The sequence below is a fragment of the Rhodoluna sp. KAS3 genome (assembly GCF_026000575.1).
Taxonomy (GTDB): domain Bacteria; phylum Actinomycetota; class Actinomycetes; order Actinomycetales; family Microbacteriaceae; genus Rhodoluna.
In genome coordinates this window covers 852,819-879,370 of the sequence record NZ_AP026910.1, presented here as the reverse complement: position 1 = coordinate 879,370, position 26,552 = coordinate 852,819, and the positions used below count along the sequence as shown (strand labels likewise).

The 26,552-nt window shown below is 53.8% G+C and carries 30 protein-coding genes and 1 pseudogene; 29 read left to right on the top strand and 2 right to left on the bottom strand.

Features of this window, described 5'->3' with window-relative positions; translation table 11 throughout:
- Window positions 1–16 precede the first annotated feature (16 nt).
- Window positions 17–592: a 16S rRNA (guanine(966)-N(2))-methyltransferase RsmD gene (gene rsmD / locus OO731_RS04375; RefSeq protein ID WP_264889795.1), complete on the bottom strand. Its 576-nt coding sequence runs from the start codon at window positions 590–592 to the stop codon at window positions 17–19.
- 50 nt (window positions 593–642) lie between these two features.
- Here rsmD and OO731_RS04370 point away from each other — a divergent pair, with 50 nt between their 5' ends.
- The 22 genes and pseudogenes from OO731_RS04370 (at window position 643) to OO731_RS04265 (ending at window position 20,538) form a co-directional block, all read left to right on the top strand.
- The gene (locus OO731_RS04370; RefSeq protein WP_264889794.1) at window positions 643–2,844 is read left to right on the top strand and encodes an ATP-dependent DNA helicase RecG; all 2,202 of its coding nucleotides are present in this window, start codon (window positions 643–645) and stop codon (window positions 2,842–2,844) included.
- Between the two features lie 13 nt (window positions 2,845–2,857).
- Window positions 2,858–3,367, top strand: a complete 510-nt coding sequence (gene coaD, locus OO731_RS04365) for a pantetheine-phosphate adenylyltransferase (protein ID WP_138275571.1) — start codon at window positions 2,858–2,860, stop codon at window positions 3,365–3,367.
- Window positions 3,367–3,882, top strand: coding sequence for a YceD family protein (locus tag OO731_RS04360; protein ID WP_138275570.1), 516 nt, complete (start codon window positions 3,367–3,369; stop codon window positions 3,880–3,882). Before coaD ends, OO731_RS04360 begins: the two co-directional genes overlap by 1 nt.
- Before the next feature lie 5 nt (window positions 3,883–3,887).
- Entirely contained in the window at window positions 3,888–4,091 is a 204-nt protein-coding gene (gene rpmF / locus OO731_RS04355; RefSeq protein ID WP_138275569.1) for a 50S ribosomal protein L32, read from the top strand.
- Window positions 4,092–4,110: 19 nt separating this feature from the next.
- Entirely contained in the window at window positions 4,111–4,788 is a 678-nt protein-coding gene (gene rnc, locus OO731_RS04350; RefSeq protein WP_264889793.1) for a ribonuclease III, read from the top strand.
- Window positions 4,788–5,717, top strand: coding sequence for a bifunctional DNA-formamidopyrimidine glycosylase/DNA-(apurinic or apyrimidinic site) lyase (gene mutM, locus OO731_RS04345; protein ID WP_138316431.1), 930 nt, complete (start codon window positions 4,788–4,790; stop codon window positions 5,715–5,717). Before rnc ends, mutM begins: the two co-directional genes overlap by 1 nt.
- 73 nt (window positions 5,718–5,790) lie before the next feature.
- Entirely contained in the window at window positions 5,791–9,309 is a 3,519-nt protein-coding gene (gene smc, locus OO731_RS04340; protein ID WP_264889792.1) for a chromosome segregation protein SMC, read from the top strand.
- A 13-nt stretch (window positions 9,310–9,322) separates the two neighbouring features.
- Window positions 9,323–10,432: a signal recognition particle-docking protein FtsY gene (ftsY, locus tag OO731_RS04335; protein ID WP_264889791.1), complete on the top strand. Its 1,110-nt coding sequence runs from the start codon at window positions 9,323–9,325 to the stop codon at window positions 10,430–10,432.
- 11 nt (window positions 10,433–10,443) lie between these two features.
- Window positions 10,444–11,949, top strand: a complete 1,506-nt coding sequence (gene ffh / locus OO731_RS04330) for a signal recognition particle protein (RefSeq protein ID WP_264889790.1) — start codon at window positions 10,444–10,446, stop codon at window positions 11,947–11,949.
- A 163-nt stretch (window positions 11,950–12,112) separates the two neighbouring features.
- Complete coding sequence (gene rpsP, locus OO731_RS04325) at window positions 12,113–12,649, top strand: 30S ribosomal protein S16 (protein WP_138315647.1); 537 nt, start codon at window positions 12,113–12,115, stop codon at window positions 12,647–12,649.
- A 3-nt stretch (window positions 12,650–12,652) separates the two neighbouring features.
- Window positions 12,653–12,889 (top strand): RNA-binding protein, encoded by a 237-nt coding sequence (locus tag OO731_RS04320; RefSeq protein ID WP_138275562.1) that lies wholly within the window; start codon window positions 12,653–12,655, stop codon window positions 12,887–12,889.
- The gene (rimM, locus tag OO731_RS04315; RefSeq protein ID WP_138316428.1) at window positions 12,882–13,424 is read left to right on the top strand and encodes a ribosome maturation factor RimM; all 543 of its coding nucleotides are present in this window, start codon (window positions 12,882–12,884) and stop codon (window positions 13,422–13,424) included. Before OO731_RS04320 ends, rimM begins: the two co-directional genes overlap by 8 nt.
- A gap of 2 nt (window positions 13,425–13,426) precedes the next feature.
- Window positions 13,427–14,113: a tRNA (guanosine(37)-N1)-methyltransferase TrmD gene (gene trmD / locus OO731_RS04310; RefSeq protein WP_264889789.1), complete on the top strand. Its 687-nt coding sequence runs from the start codon at window positions 13,427–13,429 to the stop codon at window positions 14,111–14,113.
- 151 nt (window positions 14,114–14,264) lie between these two features.
- Entirely contained in the window at window positions 14,265–14,615 is a 351-nt protein-coding gene (rplS, locus tag OO731_RS04305) for a 50S ribosomal protein L19 (RefSeq protein ID WP_138275559.1), read from the top strand.
- 78 nt (window positions 14,616–14,693) lie between these two features.
- Window positions 14,694–15,380, top strand: coding sequence for a signal peptidase I (gene lepB / locus OO731_RS04300; protein WP_264889788.1), 687 nt, complete (start codon window positions 14,694–14,696; stop codon window positions 15,378–15,380).
- Window positions 15,352–16,053, top strand: a complete 702-nt coding sequence (locus tag OO731_RS04295; RefSeq protein WP_264889787.1) for a ribonuclease HII — start codon at window positions 15,352–15,354, stop codon at window positions 16,051–16,053. Before lepB ends, OO731_RS04295 begins: the two co-directional genes overlap by 29 nt.
- Before the next feature lie 9 nt (window positions 16,054–16,062).
- Window positions 16,063–16,386 carry a DUF2469 domain-containing protein gene (locus tag OO731_RS04290; protein WP_138275556.1) on the top strand — a complete coding sequence of 108 codons (324 nt, stop codon included), beginning with the start codon at window positions 16,063–16,065 and terminating at the stop codon, window positions 16,384–16,386.
- Window positions 16,387–16,470: 84 nt separating this feature from the next.
- A complete protein-coding gene (locus OO731_RS04285; RefSeq protein ID WP_138316424.1) occupies window positions 16,471–16,824 on the top strand; it encodes a YraN family protein in 354 nt (117 codons plus the stop codon).
- Window positions 16,824–18,389, top strand: coding sequence for a YifB family Mg chelatase-like AAA ATPase (locus OO731_RS04280; protein WP_264889786.1), 1,566 nt, complete (start codon window positions 16,824–16,826; stop codon window positions 18,387–18,389). Before OO731_RS04285 ends, OO731_RS04280 begins: the two co-directional genes overlap by 1 nt.
- On the top strand, window positions 18,389–19,627 hold the full coding sequence (gene dprA, locus OO731_RS04275; protein ID WP_264889785.1) for a DNA-processing protein DprA: 1,239 nt from the start codon (window positions 18,389–18,391) through the stop codon (window positions 19,625–19,627). The genes OO731_RS04280 and dprA overlap by 1 nt, the downstream gene beginning before the upstream one ends.
- A 2-nt stretch (window positions 19,628–19,629) precedes the next feature.
- Window positions 19,630–19,890: pseudogene (locus OO731_RS04270) on the top strand (site-specific integrase); the annotation flags it as partial.
- A 102-nt stretch (window positions 19,891–19,992) separates the two neighbouring features.
- Complete coding sequence (locus OO731_RS04265; RefSeq protein ID WP_264890668.1) at window positions 19,993–20,538, top strand: tyrosine-type recombinase/integrase; 546 nt, start codon at window positions 19,993–19,995, stop codon at window positions 20,536–20,538.
- Between the two features lie 2 nt (window positions 20,539–20,540).
- Here OO731_RS04265 and OO731_RS04260 read toward each other — a convergent pair whose 3' ends face one another.
- Window positions 20,541–21,119 (bottom strand): M23 family metallopeptidase, encoded by a 579-nt coding sequence (locus tag OO731_RS04260; protein WP_264889784.1) that lies wholly within the window; start codon window positions 21,117–21,119, stop codon window positions 20,541–20,543.
- A 239-nt stretch (window positions 21,120–21,358) separates the two neighbouring features.
- Here OO731_RS04260 and rpsB point away from each other — a divergent pair, with 239 nt between their 5' ends.
- The 7 genes from rpsB (at window position 21,359) to OO731_RS04225 (ending at window position 26,528) form a co-directional block, all read left to right on the top strand.
- Window positions 21,359–22,213 carry a 30S ribosomal protein S2 gene (gene rpsB, locus OO731_RS04255; protein ID WP_264889783.1) on the top strand — a complete coding sequence of 285 codons (855 nt, stop codon included), beginning with the start codon at window positions 21,359–21,361 and terminating at the stop codon, window positions 22,211–22,213.
- 2 nt (window positions 22,214–22,215) lie between these two features.
- The gene (gene tsf / locus OO731_RS04250; RefSeq protein ID WP_264889782.1) at window positions 22,216–23,043 is read left to right on the top strand and encodes a translation elongation factor Ts; all 828 of its coding nucleotides are present in this window, start codon (window positions 22,216–22,218) and stop codon (window positions 23,041–23,043) included.
- A gap of 104 nt (window positions 23,044–23,147) precedes the next feature.
- Window positions 23,148–23,858 (top strand): UMP kinase, encoded by a 711-nt coding sequence (gene pyrH, locus OO731_RS04245; protein ID WP_138275549.1) that lies wholly within the window; start codon window positions 23,148–23,150, stop codon window positions 23,856–23,858.
- 34 nt (window positions 23,859–23,892) lie between these two features.
- On the top strand, window positions 23,893–24,453 hold the full coding sequence (gene frr / locus OO731_RS04240) for a ribosome recycling factor (protein ID WP_138315640.1): 561 nt from the start codon (window positions 23,893–23,895) through the stop codon (window positions 24,451–24,453).
- A gap of 1 nt (window position 24,454) precedes the next feature.
- A complete protein-coding gene (locus OO731_RS04235) occupies window positions 24,455–25,312 on the top strand; it encodes a phosphatidate cytidylyltransferase (RefSeq protein WP_264889781.1) in 858 nt (285 codons plus the stop codon).
- Window positions 25,313–25,324: 12 nt separating this feature from the next.
- The gene (locus tag OO731_RS04230) at window positions 25,325–25,876 is read left to right on the top strand and encodes a DivIVA domain-containing protein (RefSeq protein WP_264889780.1); all 552 of its coding nucleotides are present in this window, start codon (window positions 25,325–25,327) and stop codon (window positions 25,874–25,876) included.
- Complete coding sequence (locus OO731_RS04225) at window positions 25,860–26,528, top strand: HNH endonuclease family protein (RefSeq protein ID WP_264889779.1); 669 nt, start codon at window positions 25,860–25,862, stop codon at window positions 26,526–26,528. Before OO731_RS04230 ends, OO731_RS04225 begins: the two co-directional genes overlap by 17 nt.
- Window positions 26,529–26,552: the final 24 nt, after the last annotated feature.

Below are 26,552 nucleotides of genomic sequence, written 5' to 3'. Positions count from 1 at the left end.
GTCTTTTTTTATGAACTTATTCAGACTTGTTCAACCAAAAAACCGTGGTGTCGCCGTAGTTTTTTTCTTCGTCCAACTCAAGACCCGCCGGTAGTTCAACAGGACCACTGCGGCTTGATCGCTCCAGCATGATGATGGCGTCTGCAGCAAGTCGCGGAACCAGGGCGGTGAGGTTTTCGGAAACCTCTTCGTTGCTTATTTCATAAGGTGGGTCGATGAAAACCACATCGTATTCGAGGACATCGGTGCTCAAAAATGAAGAAACGGCTTTGTTGGCAACCTTGGTTACCTGGTCGTAGAAACCCTCTTTTTCCATAGCCTTCTGGATCATCTGAGTGTTTTTTACACAGACCGCAGCGGCTTTGCCATCGCGCTCGACCATCATGGCAAAAATAGCTCCGCGACTGATGGCCTCCAGAGCAAGTGCGCCGGTTCCGGCGTAAAGATCCAAAACTCGTTTATTGTCGACCATGTCGCGAGCTTCCAGGCGGTTGAAAATTGCCTCACGGATGCGGTCGCTGGTTGGCCGGGTTGATTTTGCTGGGCTGGCGAGTTGTCTCGAGCCAGCTATTCCGCCGATGATTCTTGTCATAACTTGCCAAGCCTACCTTCTATAGCGCTCGGGTCGGCGAAGATAGAAGCATGCTACTGCCGACTGAGCCACTAGACCGAGTCCTCGGGGACCGCACGGCCAAGTCGTTTGCCAAACACCTCGGCTTGAAAACTGTCGGTGACCTCCTCATGCATTTTCCCCGGCGGTATGCATCCCGCGGCACACTAACGCCAATCAGCGAAATTCCTTTGGGGGAGCCGGCCACCGTTGTTGCCGATATTTTGGAAGTCAAAGAGCGCCGCATGAAAGGGCGCAACGGCAGCATCCTGGAAGTTCTAATTACTGACGGTCACGGCAAAATGACCCTCACGTTCTTCAATCAGGCCTGGCGGCAAAAAGAACTGAGGCCAGGTCATCGGGGACTGTTTGCCGGAAAAATCGGAAGTTATCAGGGGCGTCTACAGCTGGCTCACCCGGATTACGAACTCTTCCCCGAAGAGATTTCAGATGCAGAGGCCAAGCGCTGGGCTGATTTACCGATTCCGATTTACCCGGCAGCCTCAGCCGTAACCACCTGGGCCATTCAGCGCAGTTTGGCTATCGTTCTAGACACTCTCGCCCCAATCGTTGATGAATTACCGGATGCCCTGGTGCAACGACTTGGTCTGTTGCCCCTTCATGAGGCCATTCAAAAGATTCACCGTCCAGAAGTCCATGAGGATTGGCGCACCGCCCGCGATACTCTCAAGTATCACGAGGCTTTTATGCTTCAGATCACGCTGCTAACCCGCAGAATTCAAAAAAAACATGTGCGGGCCACTCCTAGAGTCGCTAGAGCCAATGGCGTGCTTGCCAAATTTGATGCGACCTTGCCCTTTACCCTCACAAATGGTCAGGTATCCGTGGGCAATCAAATTGCCGATGACCTTGCTCGAGCTCATCCGATGAATCGTTTGCTGCAGGGTGAGGTTGGTTCAGGAAAAACGTTGGTGGCGCTCAGGGCAATGTTGGTTGTTGCTGATGCCGGGGGTCAGTCTGCGCTCCTAGCTCCTACCGAGGTACTTGCTGCGCAGCATTTTCGCTCGATTCAGAAAACTCTCGGTGACGACCTAAGTAAGGAGTTGGGGCTTACTCTGCTCACCGGCCAAATGCCGGTAGCTGACCGCAAGAAGGCGCTCTTGCAGTTGGTCAGTGGCAAGGCTCAAATCGTGGTCGGCACCCACGCGCTGATTGCTGACAAAGTTGAATTCTTAGACCTCGGCCTCATTGTTGTCGACGAACAACATCGATTCGGGGTTGATCAGCGCGAAGCCCTGAGACTAAAGGGCAAATTACCGCCACATGTTCTCACCATGACAGCCACCCCGATTCCGCGCACCCTGGCCGTCACGGTATTCGGTGACCTCGATGTGTCTACTCTCACGGAGCTCCCTGCCGGAAGACAGGGCATAACCTCGCACGTGGTTCAGCTAGCCCAGGCGCCGCTCGTGGCCCGGACTTGGCAACGGATTGCTGAAGAGGTCTCAAATGGGCGTCAGGCCTTTGTGGTGTGCCCAAGAATTGACGAGGATGATCCGGAAGAGGAGCTCCTAGAATCGGGCGGTGCCGCTGAGGATGAACTTACCTTCTCGGATGGCACTGACCAGGCTGCACTGGAGCTGGCCAAGAAACCACGTCAGATGCTTTCGTCAGCCATTGGCATGACAGACTCGCTTCGGTTAAATCCCGCTCTCAAGGGGCTGCGAATTGAGACCCTGCATGGTCGAATGTCATCGGAAGAAAAGGCCGATGTCATGGCCAAATTTGCGGCTCGCGAGATCGATGTTCTGGTGTCGACTACTGTTATCGAAGTTGGAGTTGACGTTCCGAACGCCACGGTCATGGTTGTCTTGGATGCCGACCGATTCGGTGTGAGTCAATTACATCAATTGCGCGGTCGCGTCGGCCGAGGCGGAAATCCGGGTTTGTGTCTTCTGCTCACCTCCGCAGAAGAGGGATCACTTGCGCTTGAACGAGTAAAGGCAGTGGCGTCTACTCTCGACGGTTTTGAACTCAGTGAAATTGACCTCGAGTTAAGGCGCGAGGGTGATGTGCTTGGTCAGAACCAGTCGGGCGGGCGCTCAAGTCTTCGGCTACTTCGAGTGATTCAAGACGCCAAGCTAATTCAGGCAGCACGGGTTGACGCCGAACAACTGCTTGAGGCTGATCCAACTCTCGAAAAGTCACCGGCCATAGCGCAAGTTCTGGCTGATCAAGATTCTGTGCGACAGGCCAACCTAGCCAAGTCTTAGGTAACCTTGTCCTATGCCAACAATTGCCGTGTATCCGGGGTCTTTTGATCCAATAACGTTCGGGCACCTTGATATCGCTGAGCGCGCGGCCAAGCTATTTGATGAACTGCACATCCTGGTGGTTCACAACCCGGCAAAGTCACCAAGATTCAGCAGTGAAGAGCGTGTGGAACTTGTTCGAGCAAGCCTGGCTGAGGTTGGTATTGAATCCAAGAAAATCACGGTCGATACTCTGGACTCAGGATTGTTGGTCAATTATTGCCGCATGGTGGGCGCCACAGCTTTGGTAAAAGGCTTTAGAACCAGTGTTGACCTCGATTACGAATTGCCGATGGCTCAGGTAAACCGCGATTTGGCTGATGTCGAAACCTGCTTCATTCCGGCCGATCCAATCCACGGTCACATTTCGAGCACCTTGGTCAAGCAAGTTGCTGACCTTGAAGGCTCAGTTCAGAAATATGTTCCCGAGGTAGTTGCCCGTGCGTTAGCCTCTTCTTCGGCGAATAGAAAGGCAAAGGGCTAATGGCTGCTTCTCCGTACCTAATTTCAGTGCGTGACATCATGCACAAACCCGGCGCCATGCGCGAATACAAGTTGGACATCATCACAAACTCTGAGTTTGGCGAGGGTATCGCCAAGGTCGTTGAGGGCGTTGAACTCGATCTAGACATCCGTGTCGAGTCAGTTCACGAGGGTATTTTGGCCACCGGCGAGGTGTTTGTCGATGCCGATGCCGAGTGCAGTAGATGTCTAGAACCGCTGACACTGCCGATTGAGGTAGATTTTCAAGAGCTTTTCGCCTATTCTTTAACTAACGAGGATGACTATGTTGTCGAAGACGAAGAAATCGATCTTGAACAAGTTATCCGTGATGCGGTTGTTCTAAGCCTCCCGTTCCACCCAGTTTGTAGAAAAAACTGTCTTGGCCTGTGCCCAGAATGTGGTGTGAAGTTGGCTGAGAATCCTCATCACGTGCACGAAGCCGCTGTAGATACGCGTTGGAGTGCCCTGGAAAGCTTCATAAAAAAGGAAGAGTAAGTACCATGCCAGTACCAAAGAGACGCCTCTCACGAGCACGCACTCACGCACGTCGTTCACAGTGGAAGGCTGCCGAGGTTACTCTCGTCAAGACCATTGAAAACGGCAAGACCGTCTACAGCCTGCCTCACCGCGCAAAGCTTGTAACCGACTCAGCCGGCAACGCGCTGTTCATGGAGTACAAGGGCCGCAAGGTCGCTGACGCGTAAAACTTTTTAAGGTCACGCGATGAACCTCAACGTTCTATGCAATCGCTTAGGCGTTGACCTCGAGCCTCAGCTGCTCGAGCTCGCACTGACTCACCGCTCGTATGCGTACGAGAACGGCAACCTACCCAACAACGAGCGCCTAGAGTTTCTAGGCGACTCAGTGTTGGGTTTTGTTGTTACATCTCACATTCACGATCTACTAACCGACCTATCTGAGGGCGAACTCACCAAAGTCAAAAACGCTGTCGTCTCAGCACGTGCACTCAGCGGCATTGCCGCAGAGCTAGGTGTCGGCGAGTTTTTGAGGCTAGGCAAGGGTGAAGAGCAAACCGGTGGGCGTACCAAACTAAATTTGCTTGCCGATGCCTTTGAGGCAATCCTCGGGGCAATTTACGTTTCTAAAGGTCTAGACGCTGCCCAAGAATTTGTTGCCCGATTTGTGTTCCCGCTATTGAGAGACACTGATTCTCTGCGTGAAAACAGCGATCCAAAAACAACCCTGCAAGAGCGGTTTCAAGCCTCAGGCAAACCAGTGCCTACATATGTCACCACTCATGAGGGGCCCGATCACGACCGAGTCTTTTTCGCGAAAGTTTCTTCAGGGGATCGCCTGCTAGGTGAAGGTCAGGGGCGGTCACGAAAGAGCGCTGAAACCGAGGCCGCCATCGATGCTCTAGCAAAACTCGCTGCTAAATAATGCCTGAGTTACCAGAAGTTGAAACTGTCCGTGCTGGTTTGGCGCCAGCGCTAACCAACGCAACCATCACCGCTATCGACATCCTGGATGTGCGGTCGCTCAAGCGTCATCCGGGTGGACCAGAGGACTTCAAAGCCACGCTAATTGGTTCAAAAATTCTGGGTGTTGTCCGGCGTGGAAAATTTCTCTGGTACCCGCTCGAGACAACCAAAAACTCTGAACACAACCTTGCCCTAGTCGGACATCTGGGTATGAGTGGTCAAATGTTGCTGCGACCCCCAGGTTTCACCGAAGACAAATTGACGCGCGTTGTCATTCACGTCCGGGGTGTGGACGGTAGCCCCTATGAATTCAGATTTGTAGATCAGCGCCTATTTGGTTCGCTGGCTATCGACCGCTTAGTGCCGACCGACGATGGTAAGCCTGGAGGTTTCAGTGCTGGAGTTGGTGCGGGGCAGTGGTGGCAAAACCTGATTCCGGAACAAGCGGCGCACATTCGGAGAGACCCTCTGGACGAGAATTTTGATGCCCAGCAGGTGACAGCAAAATTCAAGAAAAAGAACTCTGGAATTAAGCGAGTCTTGCTAGACCAGCAGACACTTAGCGGAATTGGCAACATCTATGCCGATGAAGCCCTGTGGCGGGCCAAACTGCATTATGACCAACCTGCCGCTACCTTGACGCCGGCTAAGTCCAGTGAGCTTTTGGCGCACGTGCACGAAATTCTGACTGACGCCGTTGCTGAGGGCGGAACAAGTTTTGATGAGCAATACAAAAATGTAAACGGGGAGAGCGGCTATTTTGCCGTTTCGCTCAACGCCTACGGCATGACCGGAAATCCGTGTAAGCGTTGTGGAACACCAATTCGGCGCGATAGCTGGATGAACCGAGGTTCGCACTTCTGTCCAAAGTGCCAAAAACTGCGCTAAAAGTGGGGTATTTTTGACCTTTACGGCAATTTTGTCGAAAGTCGATTTCGAGCAATGAGGGGCAGGTGGCAGCTTGTACTTAAAGAGCCTCACCCTCAAGGGATTTAAATCATTCGCACAGCCAACCACATTTGCTTTTGAGCCAGGCGTAACCGCCGTAGTTGGGCCAAATGGTTCCGGTAAATCCAACGTAGTTGACGCGCTTGCCTGGGTGATGGGTGAGCAGGGCGCCAAGAGCCTCCGCGGCGGCAAGATGGAAGACGTAATCTTTGCTGGCACCAGCACCAAAGGTCCCCTTGGTCGAGCCGAAGTAATTTTGACCATCGATAACTCCGATGGCGCTCTACCAATTGACTACACCGAAGTAACCATTTCGAGAACCTTGTTCCGCAACGGCGGTAGCGAGTACGCGATCAACGGCGAGCCGGTCAGGTTGTTGGACGTCCAAGAACTCCTGAGCGACTCAGGTCTCGGTCGCGAGATGCACGTTATCGTCGGGCAAGGTCAGCTGGATTCGGTTCTTCGTGCCACGCCAGAAGAACGCCGCGGATTCATCGAAGAAGCTGCTGGAATTTTGAAGCACCGCCGCCGCAAAGAAAAGACTCAGCGCAAGCTTGAGGCGATGCAGGCCAACCTAACCAGACTTAATGACCTAGCTGGCGAGGTGCGCAGGCAGCTAAAGCCGCTTGGCCAACAGGCAGAAGTTGCCCGCGAAGCGCAGGGCATCGCTGCCGTTGTCCGAGATGCAAAAGCCCGTATTTTGGCTGCAGACATCACAGAGCTCCACCGAGCACTCGAGGAAACCGCCAAGAGTGAGTCGGATCGACGTGGTGAGCGCAACATCCTGCAGGAATTGCTCTCAGAAAATACAGCTCGCTTGGCTCAGCTGGAGGCAGCCCAAGTATCTACCGAACTCGACCAGGCTCGCAATTTGGCTTACCAGTTCGACTCGCTGGCGGAGCGTCTCCGGTCTCTGCTCTCTATCGCAACTCAAAAGGTTGCTCTTTTGGGCTCGCAGGCTGAGGTCTCTGGTGCGCAGGTCGACCCAGCATCTATTGAAGCCGAGGCACTTGCCGCAGAAGCAACAGCAGTCGAATTAGCGCAATCGGTCGAGGCCCTGCAAAAAGCACTCCACGAGGCTGAAAAGTCTAGAAGTGAAGCGCGCGATGTTCTGGAAAAGTTTGACAACGAAGTTGCCGAGGCCAACGCGCTGATCTCGAAGTTTGACCTAGACAAGGCCAGGCTGGCCAATGAGGCAAACATCGCAGAATCGCGGCTTGCCAGCCTCATGGGAGAGGTTGTTCGTCACCAACAGGCGCTCGCCGAAGCCAATGAGCGCTTGGAAGCACGTAAAGCCGAGTACCAAAATCTCGAAAGTCAGCTGCAAAACCAGCAGTCACCGGCAGACAACGGTCTCGAACTTAGGTACGAAGCGGCCCAAAAGGCGGTCTCGGAATCGCAGGCTCGCATTGAAGCACTTCGGGATGAAATCCATGTTGCCGAGCGTGAGCGTGACTCGCTTGCGGCAAAACGCTCCGCCCTGAACTTAACGCTGGAGCAAAAAGACGGTACAACCGAGCTGACCGCTGCGGGATTGCGCGGTATCCGTGGGCTAGTAGCAAGCCACATGAAGATTCAAAAAGGGTTTGAAGTCGCTGTTGCTGCGGCACTCGGTTCACTGGCTGACGCCTTGGTTGCTGATTCTCGCGACGAAGGTCTTTCGGCCATCGAGCACCTCAAGAAATCTCAGGGTGGCCGCGTTGAGTTGATTATTGCTGACGTGGATGGTGGCAAAAACAGCCCTGACGTGCCAAAACTTGCCGGCTCGCGCGCCGCCTCAGAAGTTGTCGAGGCCCCGCAAGGCATACTAAACCTGCTTGCCGGTGTGGTCATAGTTGACAGCATCGATGCAGCCAGGGCCTTGTATGCCTCGGACGCCAACGCCAACAAGTTCACTCTTATCACTCTCGAGGGTGACGTCCTCTCGGACAACATCATCCGTGGTGGGTCTTCTAATAAGCCTTCAAAAGTTGAGCTTGTTGCTCAACGCGATGCAGCTGAAAAGCGTTTGGCTGAGGTTACCGATCTAGTTGAAAAGGGCCGTGCTGAACTTGCTCAGGCGCGTTCGACTGAAGAGGCAGCCAAGCAAAGCTCCAAAGATGCACTGGCAGCCCTGAATGAGCACGATGCAGCCCTAGCCACCAATGCTGAGCGCCTAGGCCGTTTGCGAGTTCAGGTTGAGGCTTCAGAAGCCGAAGTTGCCAGACTTGGCCGGGTTGCTGAACAGGCAGCGCTCGGAATTGGCGAAGCTGAACGTCAGCTAAACCAAGCAATCGTCGATCATGATGAATTTGCAGCGCGCGAGCGACCAACTCTAGATTTGGCAAACCGCCAGACCCTGGCTGAAAACTTGGAGCAGGAGCGCCAGCGCGAACTCGAGTTGCGGGTGGATTTGGGCGCGGCCGTTGAGCGAGTTCGGGTCGAGACTGAGCGGGGTCGTAACCTTCGATCGCAGGTACGTGAAGCTCAAGTTGCCATCGAAAAGTCAAAGGCGGCTGCAGCTGCACAAAAGGCACAGCTTGACTCAGCCCAGCGAGTTTTGGACGCTCTACCGATTGTCATGGAAGCAGTGGCTGAGAGCGCAACCCAGGCGAGAGTACGACTGCACGAGCTGGAAACTGCCCGCGCCAATCAAAACGCCGAACTAGTTAAGCTGCGCGGAGAGACTGCCGAGATTCAGATGAAACTCGCAGCGCTCACCCAAAATGTTCACGACATGGAATTGGCAAACCATGAAAAGCGTCTAAACCTATCGAACCTAGTTTCGCGAGCCAACGATGAACTCGGTATGGAGCAGTCGATTCTGCTTGCTGAATACAATCCAGAGTTGCCGATTCCAGACGAAACAGCCGATGGTGGGTTCAAGGCCTTTAACCGCGATGAGCAGTCAAGGCGTCTGCGCGAGGCCGAGCGACTATTTGAAAAATTGGGTCGAGTAAACCCGCTAGCTCTTGAAGAATTTGCAGCTCTTGAAGCAAGACATAAGTTCCTCACCGAACAGTTGGCAGACCTAACCCAGACTCGTAAAGACTTGATGCAGATCATCGAAGACCTGGATGCAAAAATGCAGGTGATTTTTGCTGACGCTTTTGAAGACACCCGCAAGGCCTTCGAGCAGGTGTTCCCAACGCTGTTCCCAGGCGGAACTGGCTCGATTTTCTTGACCAACCCAGATGACATGCTCACCACTGGCTTGGAAGTTACAGTCAAGCCAGCCGGAAAGCGTATTGAGCGCCTGTCTTTGTTGTCTGGTGGTGAGCGTTCATTGGCTGCTGTGGCTCTCATGGTGGCAATTTTCAAAGCGCGCCCTTCGCCGTTCTACGTCATGGACGAAGTTGAAGCTGCGCTGGACGATGCCAACCTTGGCCGGTTGCTTCAAATTTTCGAAGACCTGCGCTCCAACTCGCAGTTGATCATCATTACGCACCAAAAGCGAACCATGGAAATTGCCGATGCGCTTTATGGAGTCTCGATGCGCCAAGACGGCGTTTCTGCCGTGGTCGGTCAACGTCTGCTAGAGAAGAGCAAATAAAGTGGCCGGTTTTATGTTCTGGAAGAAGAAGCGCGGGGAAGAGGCGCCGGTTGAAGTCCGTGAGGCACTGGACGCACCTGACTCTTCCGAATCGCCAGTTGTTGCAGAACCGGCTCCGGTTACCCTTCCTGATACAGCGCCGGTTGCTGAACCCGTTCCCGTTCCGGAACCCGATGCCGATGCCTTTCCGGTTCAAGAGCCGGAGATTACCGAACAGCCTCAGGCTGCAGCCGATCTGGTTGCAGTAGAGCTTCCAAAACGGAGCTCTCGCAAGGGCATTAGATCGCTTTTTAGTCGGGTCAAATTTGACCCAGCAAACCTCGATGAACTCGAAGACATACTGATTCAAGCCGATTTCGGCCTCGACGCCGCGATTGAAATTGTTGACGAAGTAAAGCGCCAGGCCAAGGCATCAGGGGCAGAGTCTGAGCAGGAGCTCAAGGACATCCTGGCTGGTGTAATTGCGGGGGCGCTGCAGCGTGACGACGCAGCCCTAAACCTAAGTGATGGAAAACTTCCGTACGTATTTCTAGTCGTTGGTGTTAACGGCGTTGGTAAAACCACAACTATCGGCAAGCTGGCAAACTGGCTGACCGAAGGCGAGTGGTCGGTATTTATCGGTGCGGCAGATACCTTTAGGGCTGCTGCCGTTGATCAGATTGCCACTTGGGCTGAGAGAGCCGGCGCTCAGCTGATTAGACCCAAGCAAGAGGGTCAGGACCCTGCTTCGGTGGCATTTGAGTCGGTCGAGGCAGCGATTAAGGCCGATGCCGACATCGTCATAATTGACACCGCTGGGCGGCTTCAAAACAAGATCGACCTCATGGGCGAACTTGAAAAAATTCGCCGGGTGATTGAGAAGCAGGCTCAAATTTCTGAGGTTCTTTTGGTCCTCGACGCAACCACCGGTCAAAATGGGCTGGCCCAGGCCAAGGCCTTTGCCGAAGTAGCCAAAGTTACCGGCGTAGTGCTCACCAAACTTGATGGCACCGCCAAAGGTGGCATTGTCTTCTCAATCCAGCGCGAGCTTGGCATACCAGTGAAACTGGTCGGGGTTGGCGAGGGTATTAATGATTTTGCCTTCTTCGATGCCGGCGAATTTGCACGCGGACTAGTTAGTTAGGAAAAGCCCGTATGTTCGGAAATCTCTCAGATCGCTTGATCGATACTTTCAAGAACCTTCGCAGCAAGGGAAAACTAAGCCCGGCTGACATCGATGCCACCCTGCGTGAAATTCGCCGCGCACTGCTCGAGGCTGACGTAGCTCTAGACGTAGTCAAGGCCTTCACCGGTTCGGTTCGCGAGCGTGCGCTCGGCGACGAGGTTTCTAAAGCACTAAACCCGGCTCAGCAGGTAGTTCAAATCGTGAACGAAGAGTTGGTGCAAATTCTTGGTGGCGAGCAAAAGAAGCTCACTTTTGCTAAGAACCCACCGACTGTCATAATGCTGGCTGGTCTACAGGGTGCCGGTAAAACCACGCTTGCCGGAAAGCTGGCTAAGTGGTTGAAGGACCAGGGGCAAACCCCAATTTTGGTTGCAGCCGACCTTCAGCGCCCGAATGCCGTAAATCAGCTCCAAGTTGTTGGCGAACGAGTAGATGTTCCGGTATTTGCACCCGAGCCAGGCAACGGAGTAGGTAATCCGGTAAAGGTTGCCCAAGATTCAATCAAGCACGCCAAGCAAAAGATGTTCAGCGTGGTGATTGTCGACACAGCCGGTCGCCTGGGTGTTGACGAAGAACTGATGCAGCAGGCATCAGACATCCGTGCGGCCGTTGACCCAGATGAAGTCCTGTTTGTCGTGGACTCAATGTTGGGCCAGGATGCGGTGAACGTTGCCAAGGCTTTTGACGAGGGCGTTGGAATCACCGGCGTTGTTTTGACCAAGCTTGACGGTGATGCCCGCGGTGGTGCTGCGCTATCGGTTGCCTCAGTTACCGGCAAACCGATTATTTTTGCGTCGAATGGCGAGGGCATTGATGCCTTCGAGCCGTTCTACCCAGACCGCATGGCCAGCCGAATTCTGGACATGGGTGACGTTCTTACCCTGATTGAGCAAACTCAGAAAACCTTTGATGAGGCCGAAGCACGGGCCATGGCTGAAAAGCTGGCCAAAGATGCTTTCACACTTGAAGACTTCATGGAGCAAATGCAGCAGCTGCGCAAAATGGGCTCCCTCAAGAGCATGCTGGCAATGATGCCGGGTACAGGTCAGATGCGTCAGCAACTTGATAACTTCGATGAACGAGAAATTGACCGTACCGAGGCAATCATCAGATCGATGACGCCTGCAGAACGTCGCCAGCCAAAGATCTTGAATGGTTCTCGCCGCGCCCGTATTGCCAAGGGTTCTGGCATGACCGTGACTGATGTTAATTCTCTGGTCAACCGGTTTGAACAGGCAGCCAAGATGATGAAGACGGTTGCCAAGGGAGGTGTGCCGCAGATGCCGGGTATGCCGCAGATGCCGGGCATGGGCTCGTTTGGTGGCGGGAAGTCAAAGGCAAAGGACAAGAAAAAAGGTTCAAAGTCTGGAAACCCAGCCAAGCGCGCGGCTGAGGAGGCGGCGCGTCTGGCGGGCAATAAACCTGGTTCAGATGCAACGGGTTCTGCCGGTTCTGCATTTGGATTGGGAAACTAGCCCGAGAAACTAGCGCCAGAGGCGAATTTCTGGCAGAATAGAGCGGTTGTCGCCGTTTGACCCTCTAACCAAACGATTACGACAACCCCTAGAGCTTTTTCACCGAGTGTGCCCCCACGCTCACGGTTGAACGTTCGCACCATTACGAAAATCAGGAGCAATCGTGGCTGTAAAAATCCGCTTGAAGCGCATGGGTAAAATCCGCGCGCCGCACTACCGCATCGTTGTAGCAGACTCACGCACCAAGCGTGACGGTCGTGCCATCGAAGAAATTGGTCGTTACATTCCGACCGAGAACCCATCACTTATCGAGGTCAACTCTGAGCGCGCTCAGTACTGGCTAAGCGTTGGCGCACAGCCAACTGAGCAGGTAGCAGTGCTACTAAAGCTCACCGGTGACCTACAGGCTTCACAGGGCGACAAGTCAGCAAAGAACACCGTTCAGACCAAGGCTCCAAAGGCTGAGTTCATCGTTGACGGTGCCAAGAAGACCGTTCTTCGCCCAAAGGCTGAGATCAAGGTTGCACCAGTTGAGGAAGCAGCTCCAGCAGCTGAGGCCGCAGCTGAGGACGTAATCGCAGAGGCTGCTGACGCAGCTGAAGAAGCAGTCCAGTCAATCGAAGATGCAGTTGCAGACGCAGCAGACGAGGCCGTTGAGGCTCCTGCTGCTGAAGAAGCTGCTGTAAACGAAGAGGCTTAATAAGTGCTAGCCGCTGCGCTCGAACACCTAGTCAAAGGCATCGTTGACAATCCAGACGATGCAACCGTGACTGCACGATCAACCTCGCGAGGAGACTTGCTTGAGGTTCACGTGCACCCAGATGATCTGGGTCGTGTGATCGGGCGCAACGGCCGCACCGCCAAAGCGCTCCGCACGCTAGTGAACGCCCTAGCCGACGGTAAAAAAGTCCGCGTAGACGTGGTGGACACAGATTTCTAGCAAGACTACGCTCCGAGTTGGCCGTTTGGTCAAGGCCCACGGCCTAAAGGGAGCGTTCAAACTCGAACTATATACAGACAGCCCAGATGTGCGTTTTGCACCAGGTGCTGTGCTGAAACTTCAGGTACCTGACTCCTCCCCATGGTTCGGTAAAACCGTAACCGTAAAAGAGTTGCGCTACTACAACCAAGCACCGGTCCTATTCCTAAATGAGGCCGAAGACCGCACCGCTGCTGAGACTCTGATCAAGGCAATCCTGCTGGTTGATGCCGATGTAGAGGTTCTACCTGAAGAGCCAGATGCCTGGTACGACCACCAATTGATTGGCCTTAAGGTCATCAGAGATGGTGCACTGATCGGTCAGGTAATCCGTGTTGATCACCTGCCAGCCCAGGACTGCCTGGCAATCAAGACCGAGGCCGGTGAGGTTCTTCTACCTTTCATCAAGGCCTTCGTGCCGACCGTGGATGTAAAAGCCGGTGAAGTGGTTGTAACTCCTCCTGGCGGACTCTTCGAAGAGCTTTCAGAGGCCTAAAAATGCGCATCGATGCCGTCACGATTTTTCCTGACTACTTCAATGCACTGGATCTTTCACTGCTGGGTAAGGCCCGTGAAAAGAATCTGATTGAATTCACCGCACATGACCTGCGCGACTATACCCATGACAAGCACCGCACCGTCGATGACAGCCCGTACGGTGGCGGAGCCGGAATGCTGATGAAGCCCGAGCCTTGGGGTGAGGCGCTCGATGCGATTCTTCCGGCCGATGGCGACTGCACCGTAATTTTTACCTCCCCTGCGGGAGAGCAGTTTAAGCAGGCCACCGCTTATGAGCTTGCTAAGGAAAAGCAGATTGTTTTTGCCTGCGGACGCTACGAAGGCATTGACCAACGTGTCGTCGACTACGCCGCTACAAAAGCCAAAGTTCGACTGATTAGCTTGGGTGACTACGTGTTGAACGGCGGTGAGGTTGCTGCGATAGCAATGACTGAAGCCATAGTCCGCCTGATTCCTGGCGTGATTGGAAATGCCGAGAGCCTGATTGAGGAATCTCACTCTGACGGTCTTTTGGAATACCCGAGTTACACCAAGCCCGCGTCTTGGCGAGGTTTTGACGTGCCTGAGGTTTTGACCAGCGGAAATCACGCGGCAATTGCCGCGTGGCGACGCGAACAACAAATCGAACGTACGCGCCGGGTGCGGCCAGACCTGCTGGATAAATAACCCCTACCTTTGCTTGTTCGCCGGGTTCAGGCTAAACTAGAAAAGTTGTTTGCCACATGATGCTCTGCCGCAGGGGAGTTTGGCTAAAAGGACAACAAATCGAAACCTAACCCGTTGTTGACCTGCGTGCAGTAACAGAGAGTGATTCAAAATGCACATTCTTGATTCAGTAGACGCAGCGTCGCTACGTTCAGACATCCCAGCTTTCCGTGTTGGTGACACCGTCAAGGTTCACGTAAACATCATCGAAGGTAACCGCAGCCGTGTCCAGGTTTTCCAGGGCATCGTTATCCGCCGCTCAGGCGAGTCAGTTCGCGAGACCTTCACCGTTCGTAAAGTTTCTTTCCAAGTTGGTGTAGAGCGTACTTTCCCAGTGCACTCACCAGTACTTGAGAAGATCGAAGTCGTAACCCGCGGTGACGTTCGCCGTGCGAAGCTTTACTTCTTGCGCGACCTTCGCGGTAAGAAGGCAAAGATTGCTGAAAAGCGCGACAACATCTAATACGCTCTACGTATGACAGACCTCGGGCAGTTTGAAAGCCCGCAAAGAAAAGCACCACGCAACTTCTATCAATCGAAATTGAAGCGGTTCCGGAAGAACGTTTTCGTCTCCTTCCTGATCGATTTGGTCGTGATTGTTGGGTTTGCGTTGGTGCTTTCTTTGTTAATCAAGACATTCCTAATTCGTTCGTTTTTCATTCCTTCGGGCTCAATGCTCGAGACCCTGCAGATCGATGACCGAATCATCGTGAATGAATTAGTTCCCGATCTGATTCCGCTTCAGCGCGGAGATGTGGTCGTGTTCAAGGACCCAGGTGGCTGGCTTGGTTCTCCCATTGAAGTTGAAAAAGATCCGGTTGCTTCGGGCATCGAGTGGTTCCTGTCAGCTTTTGGATTGACCGCGCCTGATAGCAGTCAACACTTGGTAAAGCGGGTCATCGGATTGCCTGGTGACCACGTGGTTTGCTGTGACGTTGATGGAAAACTCACAGTCAATGGGGTTGCCATTGATGAAACCTACATAGCCCCAGGCTCTGAACCTTCGCTGATTGACTTTGACGTAGTTGTTCCAGAGGGCTCGGTATGGGTCATGGGTGATAACCGTGATAACAGCCAGGATTCTCGCTTCCACGGTGACCTACCGAGCAAGGGTTTTGTCTCTAAAGACTTCGTCGTAGGTCGCGCTTTTGTGGTCAGCTGGCCATTTGAAAACTGGCAATACTTGGATAATTTTCCAGATGTCTTCAAAGACGTTCCCAACCCTTAGTCGAGAACAAGAACTGTGGGCCAGTGGTTCGCGGTTTGTAATCGGCATGGATGAAGTTGGTCGCGGCGCCATAGCCGGACCAGTTGCAGTTGGCGTCGCGCTGATCGACCGTTCAGGCCCCCGTGCAAGCACGCCGTGGCCTGAGCAGCTGTGCGATTCGAAACTAATCAGTGAAAAGATTCGGAATCAAATTGTGGGTCCAGTAACCGAATGGGTGGTCGGATCAGCTGTTGGTATGGTTTCCGCGGCAGAAATTGATTCACACGGAATCATCGCGGCCTTGGCAAAGGCCGGCGCAATGGCTCTGGATGATCTTCTTGCCGATGCACACCTGCGTGCCGAAATTGTTCAAGACGGAGCCACAATAATCCTTGATGGTTCACATAACTGGTTGGGAGCTATGGCCAGTGGAATACCAGTCGTAGTTCAAACCAAAGCCGACCGAGACTGTGTATCGGTCGCAGCCGCATCGGTGATTTCAAAGGTTCAACGAGACAATTTCATGATTCGGCTGGCCAATGAGACACCGGGATACCTCTTCGAAGGCCACAAGGGATATGCCTCGGGGGCTCACATTGACGCAATTCGCACGCTTGGCCCCTCGGTGCATCACAGGCACACCTGGTTGACAAAGATTTTGGCTGATGGGCAGCTCGAGGGCATTGGTGAATAGACTTTAGTTATGGAAGAAAACGAGTTTGAGGACTACGACCGCGAAGCTGAATTGGCTTTGTATCGGGAGTATCGCGACATCGTTGGAACCTTCAAGTACGTAATCGAAACTGAGCGCCGCTTTTATTTGGCCAACGAGGTTGACCTGCAACGTGTTGATGCTGGAACCGATTTCTACTTTGAGTTGAACATGAAAGACGTTTGGGTCTGGGATATATACCGCTCGGATCGCTTCGTTAAGAGTGTTCGTGTGCTGACCTTCAAAGACGTGAACGTTGAAGAACTCACTGGTGCAGCATTTGATCTGCCTAAAGAACTTGCGGTCGGCGAGTAAATCCACAGCCTAGATTTGGGCACCCTTTTACACAGATGGTCACTGCGGTGACCATCTTTTATTTAACCGGGGCAGTCTGTTTGGGTGAATCAAAAACAACTCTTGGGTAGATACGGCGAAGACCGCGCCTCGCAATTTCTCACCGACCGCGGTTACGAAATAGTAGATCGCAATTGGCGAGGCGCCAGCGGTGAAATAGATCTGGTGGCTCTAGAAAAGGGGCGATACGTTTTTGTCGAGGTCAAGACCAGAAATGGCTCGGGTTTCGGACATCCTTTTGAGGCAATCACTCCGCTCAAAGTTTCGCGCATGCGCAAACTAGTTGCCGAATGGTGCCGAGACCACGAGGTTTCTGGTGTCAAGGTAAGGCTTGATGCAATAGCGGTGCTGGTCAATCAGGGCAAAGTCGCAATCGAACACCTAAAGCAGGTGTTCTGATGCCAGTTGCAAAAACTTTTGCCATCAGTTTGCTCGGTTTAGCCGGCACCCTGGTTGAAATTGAAGCTGAAATTTCAAGTAATCTGCCCTCGTTTGTGTTGGTCGGTTTGCCCGATGCTTCGCTGAGCGAGGCCAAAGATAGAGTCCGCTCGGCCATCCAGAACAGTGGCCTAGAAATGCCTGTGCGTCGAGTCACGGTCAATCTTTCGCCAGCCTCAGTGCCCAAGTATGGCGCAAGTTTTGACCTAGCCATCGCGATGGCTATTTTGGCTGCAAACCTAAAGGTGTCTATAAATCCGGGGCAAATTTTCTTAGGTGAGCTTGGCCTGGATGGCTTGATTCGTGGTGTTCGAGGAGTGTTGCCGGCGCTGCTGGCGGCTAAGGCAGCCGGTTGCACCCGAGCCTTTGTTCCCCAGGTGAACTTTGCTGAGGCCAGCCTTATCGATGGCATTGAGGTAACCGGTGTCGAGCACCTGAGGCAGGTTGCTGCTATCCATGGAGCTGAGGTTCGTACAGACGATGTTTCTTTGGCGCAAACCTTTGAGGTGCAGCCCATGGTGGAGTCTATGCATGAAAGTGGTGTGGATATTTCAGATGTGGTCGGTCAGGATTCTGCTGTCGAGGCTCTGACCGTGGCGGCCGCTGGAGGTCACCACATGCTCATGGTTGGGCCACCCGGTGCTGGTAAAACCATGCTGGCCGAGCGCCTACCAACTTTGTTGCCCGATCTAGAGCTTGAGGCTGCATTAGAGACCACAGCGGTTCATTCAATTTCAGCAGCAACCCCTGAAGTTCGTGCTACTAGCTTGATCCGGCGGCCACCATTCGAGTCGCCTCATCACAGCGCCTCGGTGGCTTCACTGGTCGGAGGAGGTGTCGGACTTCCTCGGCCTGGTTTGATTTCTTTGGCAAACCACGGCGTCCTTTTTCTGGATGAGGCACCTGAATTTATGCTTCCGGTGCTCGAGGCATTGCGGCAACCACTTGAGTCCGGCGAGGTAATGATCAATCGCTCTGCCGGCACGGCTAGGTTCCCGGCTCGTTTTCAATTGGTCATGGCGGCTAACCCATGCCCTTGCGGTCGAGGCTTTGGTAAGGGCGCGCAGTGCACCTGCAGCTATCTCCAAAAGCACCGATACGCATCCAAACTTTCAAGTCCGCTGCTGGACCGTATCGACATTCGCCTCCCGCTTTTGCCAGTTAGTTCGGCAGAGATAGCGCTTCATCGAGATTCGGCCATTCCTCGCGAAAGTTCTGCCGAACTGCGGGCCAAGGTTTCACAGGCTCGAGCGGCAGCTGAATCAAGGCTTGTAGGTACACCTTGGAAACTAAACGCGCAGGTGCCTGGGCCTTACCTCAGGAGGCAACTAAAACTAGGACGGGCAGTCACTAAAGAACTCGACCGTGCTCTTGAGCGGGGTTCGCTGAGCATGCGAGGTTACGACCGTTGCGTGCGGTTGGCTTGGACCATTGCCGACCTGGCCGGCAACCATTCACCAACCGTCGAAAACATCTGCGAAGCGTTGATCCTGCGTGGCGGCGATAATCCGTTGGAGGCTGCCTGATGGCCACCGATACAACCTTGCGGATGAACCCAAAAGAGGTCGATTTAGCCCTTGGCGGGATGGCTACGGACCGCTCGGCCAATTTTGACATCTTTGCTCGAGCCGCGTGGAGCACAATTTGCGAGCCGGGGGATGGTTTCGCTGGTTGTCTGGTGTCTATTCTTGGGCCGGTCAGGGCTCTTGAATTACTGATTGCCGGACTCGAATCCAACTCCGTTGAGCGCAGTTTGAATCAGGTGGGGTTCTCGCTGCATACACTGCCGAACTTTGAAAACGGTCAAAAATACCTGGATGACGCTCGTGCGAGATGGAGTCAAAGGCTGAGCTCCCAGGCTGTTTTTAGAGCTCTTGAATACATCCGCTCGGCCGGAGGAAGCCTCTTGGTTCCAGATGAGGGGATATGGGCAAACGGTCTTGCTGACCTCGGAAGTTTTGCCCCTTTTGCGCTCTGGGTTAGAGGTCGCACCGACCTGCTCGGTTCAAACCTAAGTCTGGCCATTGTTGGATCCAGGGGAGTGACCGAATATGGTCGCAGAGTTACAGCCGAACTCACTTACACCGCAAGTCAGCTGGGTGCGGTAATCGTATCGGGAGGGGCTCTGGGGGTTGACGCTGTTGCCCATCAAGCTGCGCTTGCGTCGGAGCCAGGGACCATCGCCGTGCTAGCTGGAGGGGTAGACCGGTTGTATCCAAGCGCAAACCGCCTTCTGTTGGAGCGGATTTGCTCAGAGGGTGCGGTTGTTGGCGAATTACCTCCAGGTTCGGCTCCGAGCAAGTGGCGCTTTTTGCAGCGCAATCGGTTGATTGCTGCACTTGGGCACGCAACCTTGGTTACCGAGGCCAACTGGAGATCTGGGGCCCTCAGCACAGCCCGCCATGCCCTGGCGCTAAACCGCACGGTGGGTGCGGTGCCGGGGCCAATATACTCTCCAAAGTCAGCGGGGTGCAATCAACTTATTGAGGCCGGGCAGGCATCATTGGTGAGCGGCACGGCCAGCCTCAGGGAACTACTTCCAATCAGCGGGGCCTTTGAAGTGGATCAGCCGATAGCGGGTCTTGGAGCGATTGAAACGCGGGTCCTTGATGCAATTGGGTTCGGCCAAGAATCCCTTGAAATTATTTGCCGAGAGGCAGGCCTCACTCGCAACGAAGCGAAATTTGGTTTAGCTCAACTTGAATTAGCCGGACTCGTTGAGCGCCGCGGTTCCGATTGGCGTCAAGTGCAAACTAACCTTTGATTGTGAACGAAGCCTTTGTGCATACCCTGGATAAATTTGAAACCCATTTGGGTTCAGGTCGGGGGCGCTCGCCGAATACCACGCGGGCTTACCTGTCCGACATATCCGAACTTTTAGCTTTCGGTGAGGCTCGGGGCCTAAACCGCCCCGCTGACTTAGACCTCGAACTCATCCGAGATTTCCTGTGGCACCTAAATCAGCGCGGTCTCAGTAAGACCACCTTGGCCAGGAAGAGCGCAGCCATCAGGTCGTTCACATCGTGGTTGCACCAGGCGGGTATCTCAAACTCGGACCCTGGTCAGCGGCTGCGATCTCCGAAGGCTTCGCGGTCTCTTCCAACAGTGGTTTCGCGCGAGAGCCTCGAAATGATTTTTGAACACCTGAGGCCGCTGGCGGTAATCGATAACCCTCAGGGGTTGAGGGACCTACTAGTTATCGAAATGCTTTATGCCACTGGTGCTCGTGTAAGCGAGTTGGTTGGTTTGAACCTGGAGGATGTTGACTACGACCGAAGGCTTCTAAGAGTGACAGGTAAAGGGTCAAAGCAGCGAATGGTTCCCTACGGCCTGCCGGCAGCGGAAGCCCTTGACCTCTGGATTCGCGCTGGTCGAGGACAGTTGGCAAATGAGTCCAGCGCCACAGCGCTGCTGCTAAATTCAAGAGGCCGCCGGCTTGGAGTCAGACAGGTTTACGCCCTGGTGGCAAAACTACTAGGAGGCACTCCAACCGGATCTGCGGGCCCACATTCATTGAGGCACAGTGCAGCAACTCACCTTCTTGATGGGGGAGCTGACCTTCGGGCGGTGCAAGAATTCCTTGGACACTCAAGCTTGGGAACCACGCAGATTTATACCCATGTGTCTGTAGAACGACTCAAGGACAGTTACAAAAACGCTCACCCTCGGGCTTGATTTCAGTCATTGGTGGGTAGCAATCGGCTTGGATTCAGGCCGCCAATCAAAGCCAGTGGCGACAGATACCAATCGTTTTTTCGCAGAGAGAAATGCAGGCATCGAACGTCTTGACAGTGTTGCCGATAAGAAGGTTTGGCATCGCACACCCATCCGATTGGATCTTGCCTTCTCACTAAATCTCCGACTTTTAGATCGGTGCAGAGCGGTTCAAACTCGGTAATTTCTCCGCCAGGATGGCTGAGAGTCAAAAGTGGGCGGTCAACGACCACGCCGACAAATCTAACTTGACCATCCGCCGGTGCTAATACGGTCTGGTTTAACGAGACCCGATAGTCCACTCCTCTGTGGCCAGCGGAGTATTCGCTATTTGGTTGGCGGTAGTGATTGATCAATTGCAATCCTTTGCCAGTAACGGTACTGGTTCCTGTGTCGCTATCCTCGAACGGCAAGGACCACTCTGGGCCTTCGCCTCGAGCTATGCCAAACGGAATTACGCTGCTAAGCAGCAGGGAAAGCGCGAAGGTGACCCATCTCATGTTTCCACTTTGAGGCTTTGCCTCTCTTGCCCAATAAATCACTGCTAAATGGTGGATAACTCGGCCCCTCGACTGTTAGAATTATCGAAGCGGCAGGCTCGCGACATTCCTCATTTTTTTTGAAGGGTGTTTACGCTTGCCGACTTCGCGTGCCGAATCAGATTTACTTCTCACTCAGTCCAAAGCAATTTGGCGAGAAGGATCCGGCACCAGGTGTTTCGGGCAACCGCTCGAACAGACAACTGAGTGGCGCCTTTGCGCGCCAAAAAAGGAGACTGCTCATGGCAGTAGTAACAATTCGCCAGCTGCTCGACAGCGGCGTTCACTTCGGGCACCAGACCCGTCGTTGGAACCCAAAGATGCGTCGTTTCATTCTGACCGACCGTTCAGGCATCTACATCATCGACCTTCAGCAGTCACTTGCTTTCATTGACAAGGCATACGACTTCGTCAAGGAGACCGTTGCTCACGGCGGAAGCATCCTGTTTGTCGGTACCAAGAAGCAGGCACAGGAAGCAATTGCTGAGCAGGCTCTGCGCGTTGGCCAGCCTTACATCAACCAGCGTTGGTTGGGTGGTCTTTTGACCAACTTCCAGACCATCCAGAAGCGTCTTTCACGCCTAAAGGAACTTGAGGTTATGGACTTCTCAGGTAAGACCAAGACTGGTCTAACCAAGAAGGAACTACTTATCCTTCGCCGCGAGAAGGACAAGCTAGAGAAGGCTCTAGGCGGTATCCGCAACATCACCAAGACTCCATCTGCGATCTGGGTTGTAGACACCAACAAAGAGCACCTAGCAATCACCGAGGCCAAGAAGCTGGGTATCCCAGTAATCGGTATCTTGGACACCAACTGTGACCCAGACGAGGTAACCATTGGTATTCCAGGAAACGACGATGCAATCCGTTCAGTTCAGCTGCTAACTCGCGTTATCGCAGATGCAGTTGCTGAGGGTCTAATCGCTCGTCACGCAAAGCCAGAAGCAGCAGCAGAGCCACTAGCTGAGTGGGAGCGCGAGCTTCTAGAGCAGGGCGCCGCCGAGGCTGCTGCCAAGACCGTAGAAGCTCCTGCTGTTGCAGCAGAGGCTGTAGAGGCACCAGCTGCTGAGGCTGTTGCAGTAGAGGAAGCAAAGTAAAGATGGCTAACTACACCGCCGCAGATGTAAAGGCGCTTCGCGAGAAGTCAGGCGCCGGCATGATGGACTGCAAGGGCGCCCTTGACGAAGCCGATGGCAACATCGACAAGGCAATGGAAGTCCTACGTCTAAAGGGTCTAAAGGGCGTTACCAAGCGCGAAGGTCGCACCACCAGCAACGGCTTGATCGTTGCTCGTGTTGAGGGTGGCACCGGCTACCTAATCGAGCTTGCTTGCGAGACTGACTTTGTTGCTAAGGCTCCAAAGTTCGTTGAGCTTGCAGACCGCGTTGCAGACGCTGTTGTTGCCGCTGGCGCCGAGACCCTTGAGGCTGCACTTGCTGCAGACCTAAACGGTCAGTCAGTTCTAGACGCAATCAACGACGAAGCCGCGATCATGGGCGAGAAGGTTGAGCTTCGCAAGGTAGTTTCAATCAAGGATGCTGCTGTTGACGCTTACCTACACCGCACCAGCAAGGACCTACCTCCACAGGTTGGCGTGCTTGTTGCTTACAGCGGTTCAGACGCAACCACCGCACACGACGTTGCAGTGCACATCGCAGCATTCTCACCGAGCGTGCTAACCCGCGATGACGTTGACGCTGACGTTGTTGCCACAGAGCGCCGTATTGCTGAAGAGACCGCACGCAACGAAGGCAAGCCTGAGGCTGCGCTTTCAAAGATCGTTGAAGGACGTGTAACCGGCTTCTTCAAGGAGAACGTGCTTCTTGAGCAGGACTTCGCAAAGGACACCAAGCAGACCGTTGCTAAGGTTCTTGAGAACGCCGGCGTAACCGTTTCTGCATTCGTTCGCCTACGCGTCGGTGCATAACAAAAAGCCTTAAAAACAAGGAAGGCTCGGTCATTTCGACCGGGCCTTTTTTGTTGCTCGGTTTAGGATAGACAGAGATAAAAGCAACAATCCAGGAGGGTTTCGTGCCAAACAAAAAACGCCGTGTACTGCTAAAGCTTTCGGGTGAGGCGTTCGGTGGCGGCACCCTTGGTGTGAACCCTGACATCGTGGCTGAAATGGCGCGTGAAATTGCAGAGGGCGCCAAGCACGCTGAAATTGCAATCGTGGTTGGTGGCGGCAATTTCTTCCGCGGAGCCGAGCTCTCACAGCGAGGCATGGAGCGATCACGCGCTGACTACATGGGCATGCTTGGAACTGTTATGAACGCCCTGGCTCTTCAGGACTTCTTGGAGCAGGCCGGCGTCAGCACCCGCGTACAGTCTGCAATCAACATGGCACAGGTAACTGAGGCCTACATCCCGCTTCGTGCAATTCGTCACCTCGAAAAAGGCCGAGTTGTAATCTTCGGTGCAGGCGCCGGTTTGCCATACTTCTCGACCGACACAGTGGCCGCGCAGCGTGCCCTAGAAATCAAGGCCGATGAGGTGTTGGTTGCTAAGAACGGCGTCGACGGCGTTTATTCGGCGGATCCAAAGAAAGACCCAACTGCGGTGCGCCTCGATGAGATTACCTACCAGGATGCCTTGGTGAAGGGCCTAAAGGTGGTCGACGCGACTGCGTTCAGCCTTTGCATGGACAACAAGATGCCGATGCGCGTATTTGGAATGCAGCCGGCCGGCAACGTAACCGATGCAATTCTCGGCAAGAAAATTGGAACTTTCGTAACCGCCTAATTGCGGTAAAGAATTAATCAAAACAGGAGAAAAAGTGATTTCAGAGATTCTGGCAGCCGCCACCGAAAAGATGGCCAAGGCCGTTGACGCTACCCGCGAAGATTTTGCAAACGTCCGCACTGGTCGCGCAAACCCTCAGCTGTTCCAGAAGGTAATGGTTGACTACTACGGCACCCCAACCCCTCTTGGTCAGCTCGGTCAGTTGGCTAACCCAGAAGCTCGCACCATCGTTATCACCCCTTATGACAAGGGCGCGCTGAAGGCTATTGAGACCGCTCTGCGCGAGATGCCAAACCTTGACGCAAACCCACAGAATGACGGAAACCTAATCCGTGTGACTTTGCCAGACCTTACCGAAGAGCGTCGCCGCGACTACGTCAAACTTGTGAAGGCCAAGGCTGAAGACCACCGAGTGGCAGTTCGCAACATTCGCCGCAAGGGCAACGATGATTTGGCAGCGCTGAAGAAGGATGGCCTTGCTGGCGATGATGAAATCGCCCGTGGCGAAAAAGAGCTTGATGCAATCACTAAGACGCACGTGGATGCCATCGACGACGCTCTAAAGCGCAAAGAAGCCGAACTTCTAGAGGTCTAATTTGACTACTCAGCAGCCAACTTCAGGTGGGCGCAGCCTATCTAAGTCGGTTGCGGTCGGACTAGCGCTGGGCGCTGCATTTTTGCTCTCGGTACTCATCTACAAAGAACTCTTCATGGTATTCGCAGCTACTGCTGCCGGTTTCGGTGCCTGGGAGCTTTCAACCGCTTTGAGGCTCAAGGGGTGGTACGTTCCTCGAGTTCCTTCGGTTGTCGGCTCAGTCCTAATCATGCCGGCTGCGTTCTACGGGGGAGCCCAACTGCAGTGGCTCGTGGCCTTGTCCATCGTTGCGGCATTGATTCTGTGGCGAACAGTGCACTTGCTTTGGGAACGGCGTGAAAAACCGATCCAAGCCATCCAGCACACCCTTCGCGATTACGCAGCTGCGGCATTTGTGGTCATTTACCTGCCACTAATGACCAGTTTCACAATGCTTCTGCTGCGCCGCCCAGATGGTGCTAGTTGGGTCATTGCTTTTGTGGTTACGGTTGCGCTGATTGATACCGCCGGATATCTGGTTGGTCGTAAATTTGGCAAACACAAACTTGCCCCAGGGGTAAGTCCAAAGAAAACTTGGGAAGGCCTGCTCGCTTCAATTACAGCCGGTTCGGTATCAGCAGTCCTGTTCAGCATTTTTGCACTCGGCCTACCGTGGTGGCTTGGTGTCGTTTTTGCTGCAGCCTTGCTGCTCGCGGCAGTCTTCGGTGACCTAGCCGAGTCGCTCATCAAACGTGACCTTGGTGTCAAAGACATGTCGTCGATTCTCCCGGGGCATGGCGGCGTCATGGACCGTTTGGATTCAATCCTGCCTTCTGCCCTAATTACCTACCTCTTCATGCAGCTGGTAACTGCCCTCTAGTTTGGAAGCAAAATGAGTTTTTCTTTTCCAGTTGCTGGGCCAAAGGAACTTGGCTACGTGCCCGAGCAGGTAAACGCTTTTATCGACCAGGCTCGCGAGCAATTCAATAGCCCGGATGCCGATCAAGTGACATCTGATCTAATTCGCAATACTCACTTCGATTTGATTCGTGGTGGCTACCTCATCGGTCCAGTTGATTCGGCGTTAGATCGACTAGAAGACACTTTTGCCTCGAGAGAAATTAAGCGCCAGATTGCAAAGTCTGGTGACTATGCCGTTGCCGACCGCTTGGCCCGAATCCAAGAAATTCTTCGCGGCCGGGTTGAACGACCAAAGAATCAAAAATTTTCCAACGTTTCTTTTTTGCTTCGCGGATACAACCGCAAGCAAGTTGATGCCCTTTGCGATTCAGTTGCCCGCCACCTAGATTCAGAGACGCCACTCGACCTAACCGCTGTTCGACGAACGATTTTCAAAGCGTCCCGCGCCGGTTATGTCGAAAGTCAGGTTGATGCCTTCATCGATCGAGTGGTCGAGGTGCTGCAGATTGAAAAGAACTGCTAGAGCCCTACTTGCCGGTTTAGTTGGCGCCACTCTGATTGCATCGGGGTTTGTGGCGGCCGGCTCGGCAGCACCAGCGGAGGCTCTGAACCCTTTGGCTAAAACTGCCCTGCAAGAGCTTGGCGTCAAGGGGCGGGCCGCCAAGACTGGCTACGCTCGCGAGAAATTCTCAGATGGCTGGGGTGACATCGGCAGCTGCGATCTCAGAAATTACATTCTCAAGCGTGACCTAAGCAGCGAAGTTATGCGTAGAGGTTACAGCTGCATCGTCGAAACCGGCATTCTTCGTGACCCTTACACAGCCAAGACGATAAATTTTGTGCGAGGTCAATCTACCTCAATCAAAGTTCAAATCGACCACGTGGTGGCCGTCAGTGATGCCTGGCAAAAGGGCGCTCAGAAGCTTACTTACGCACGCAGGTATGCCTTTTATAACGACCCGCTAAATTTGCTGGCGGTGGATGGGCCAACCAATGGCCAGAAGGGTGATTCCGATGCCGCAAGTTGGCTGCCGCCCAATAAGAGTTATCGTTGCGCCTACGTGGCCCGGCAGATCGCGGTGAAGCGCAAATACGCACTGTGGGTAACCTCGGCTGAGAAAACAGCCATGGCATCTGTGCTGTCGAAGTGCCCAACTCAGCGTTTACCTGGTTAACAGATTCTGGTAATAAAACAGGCT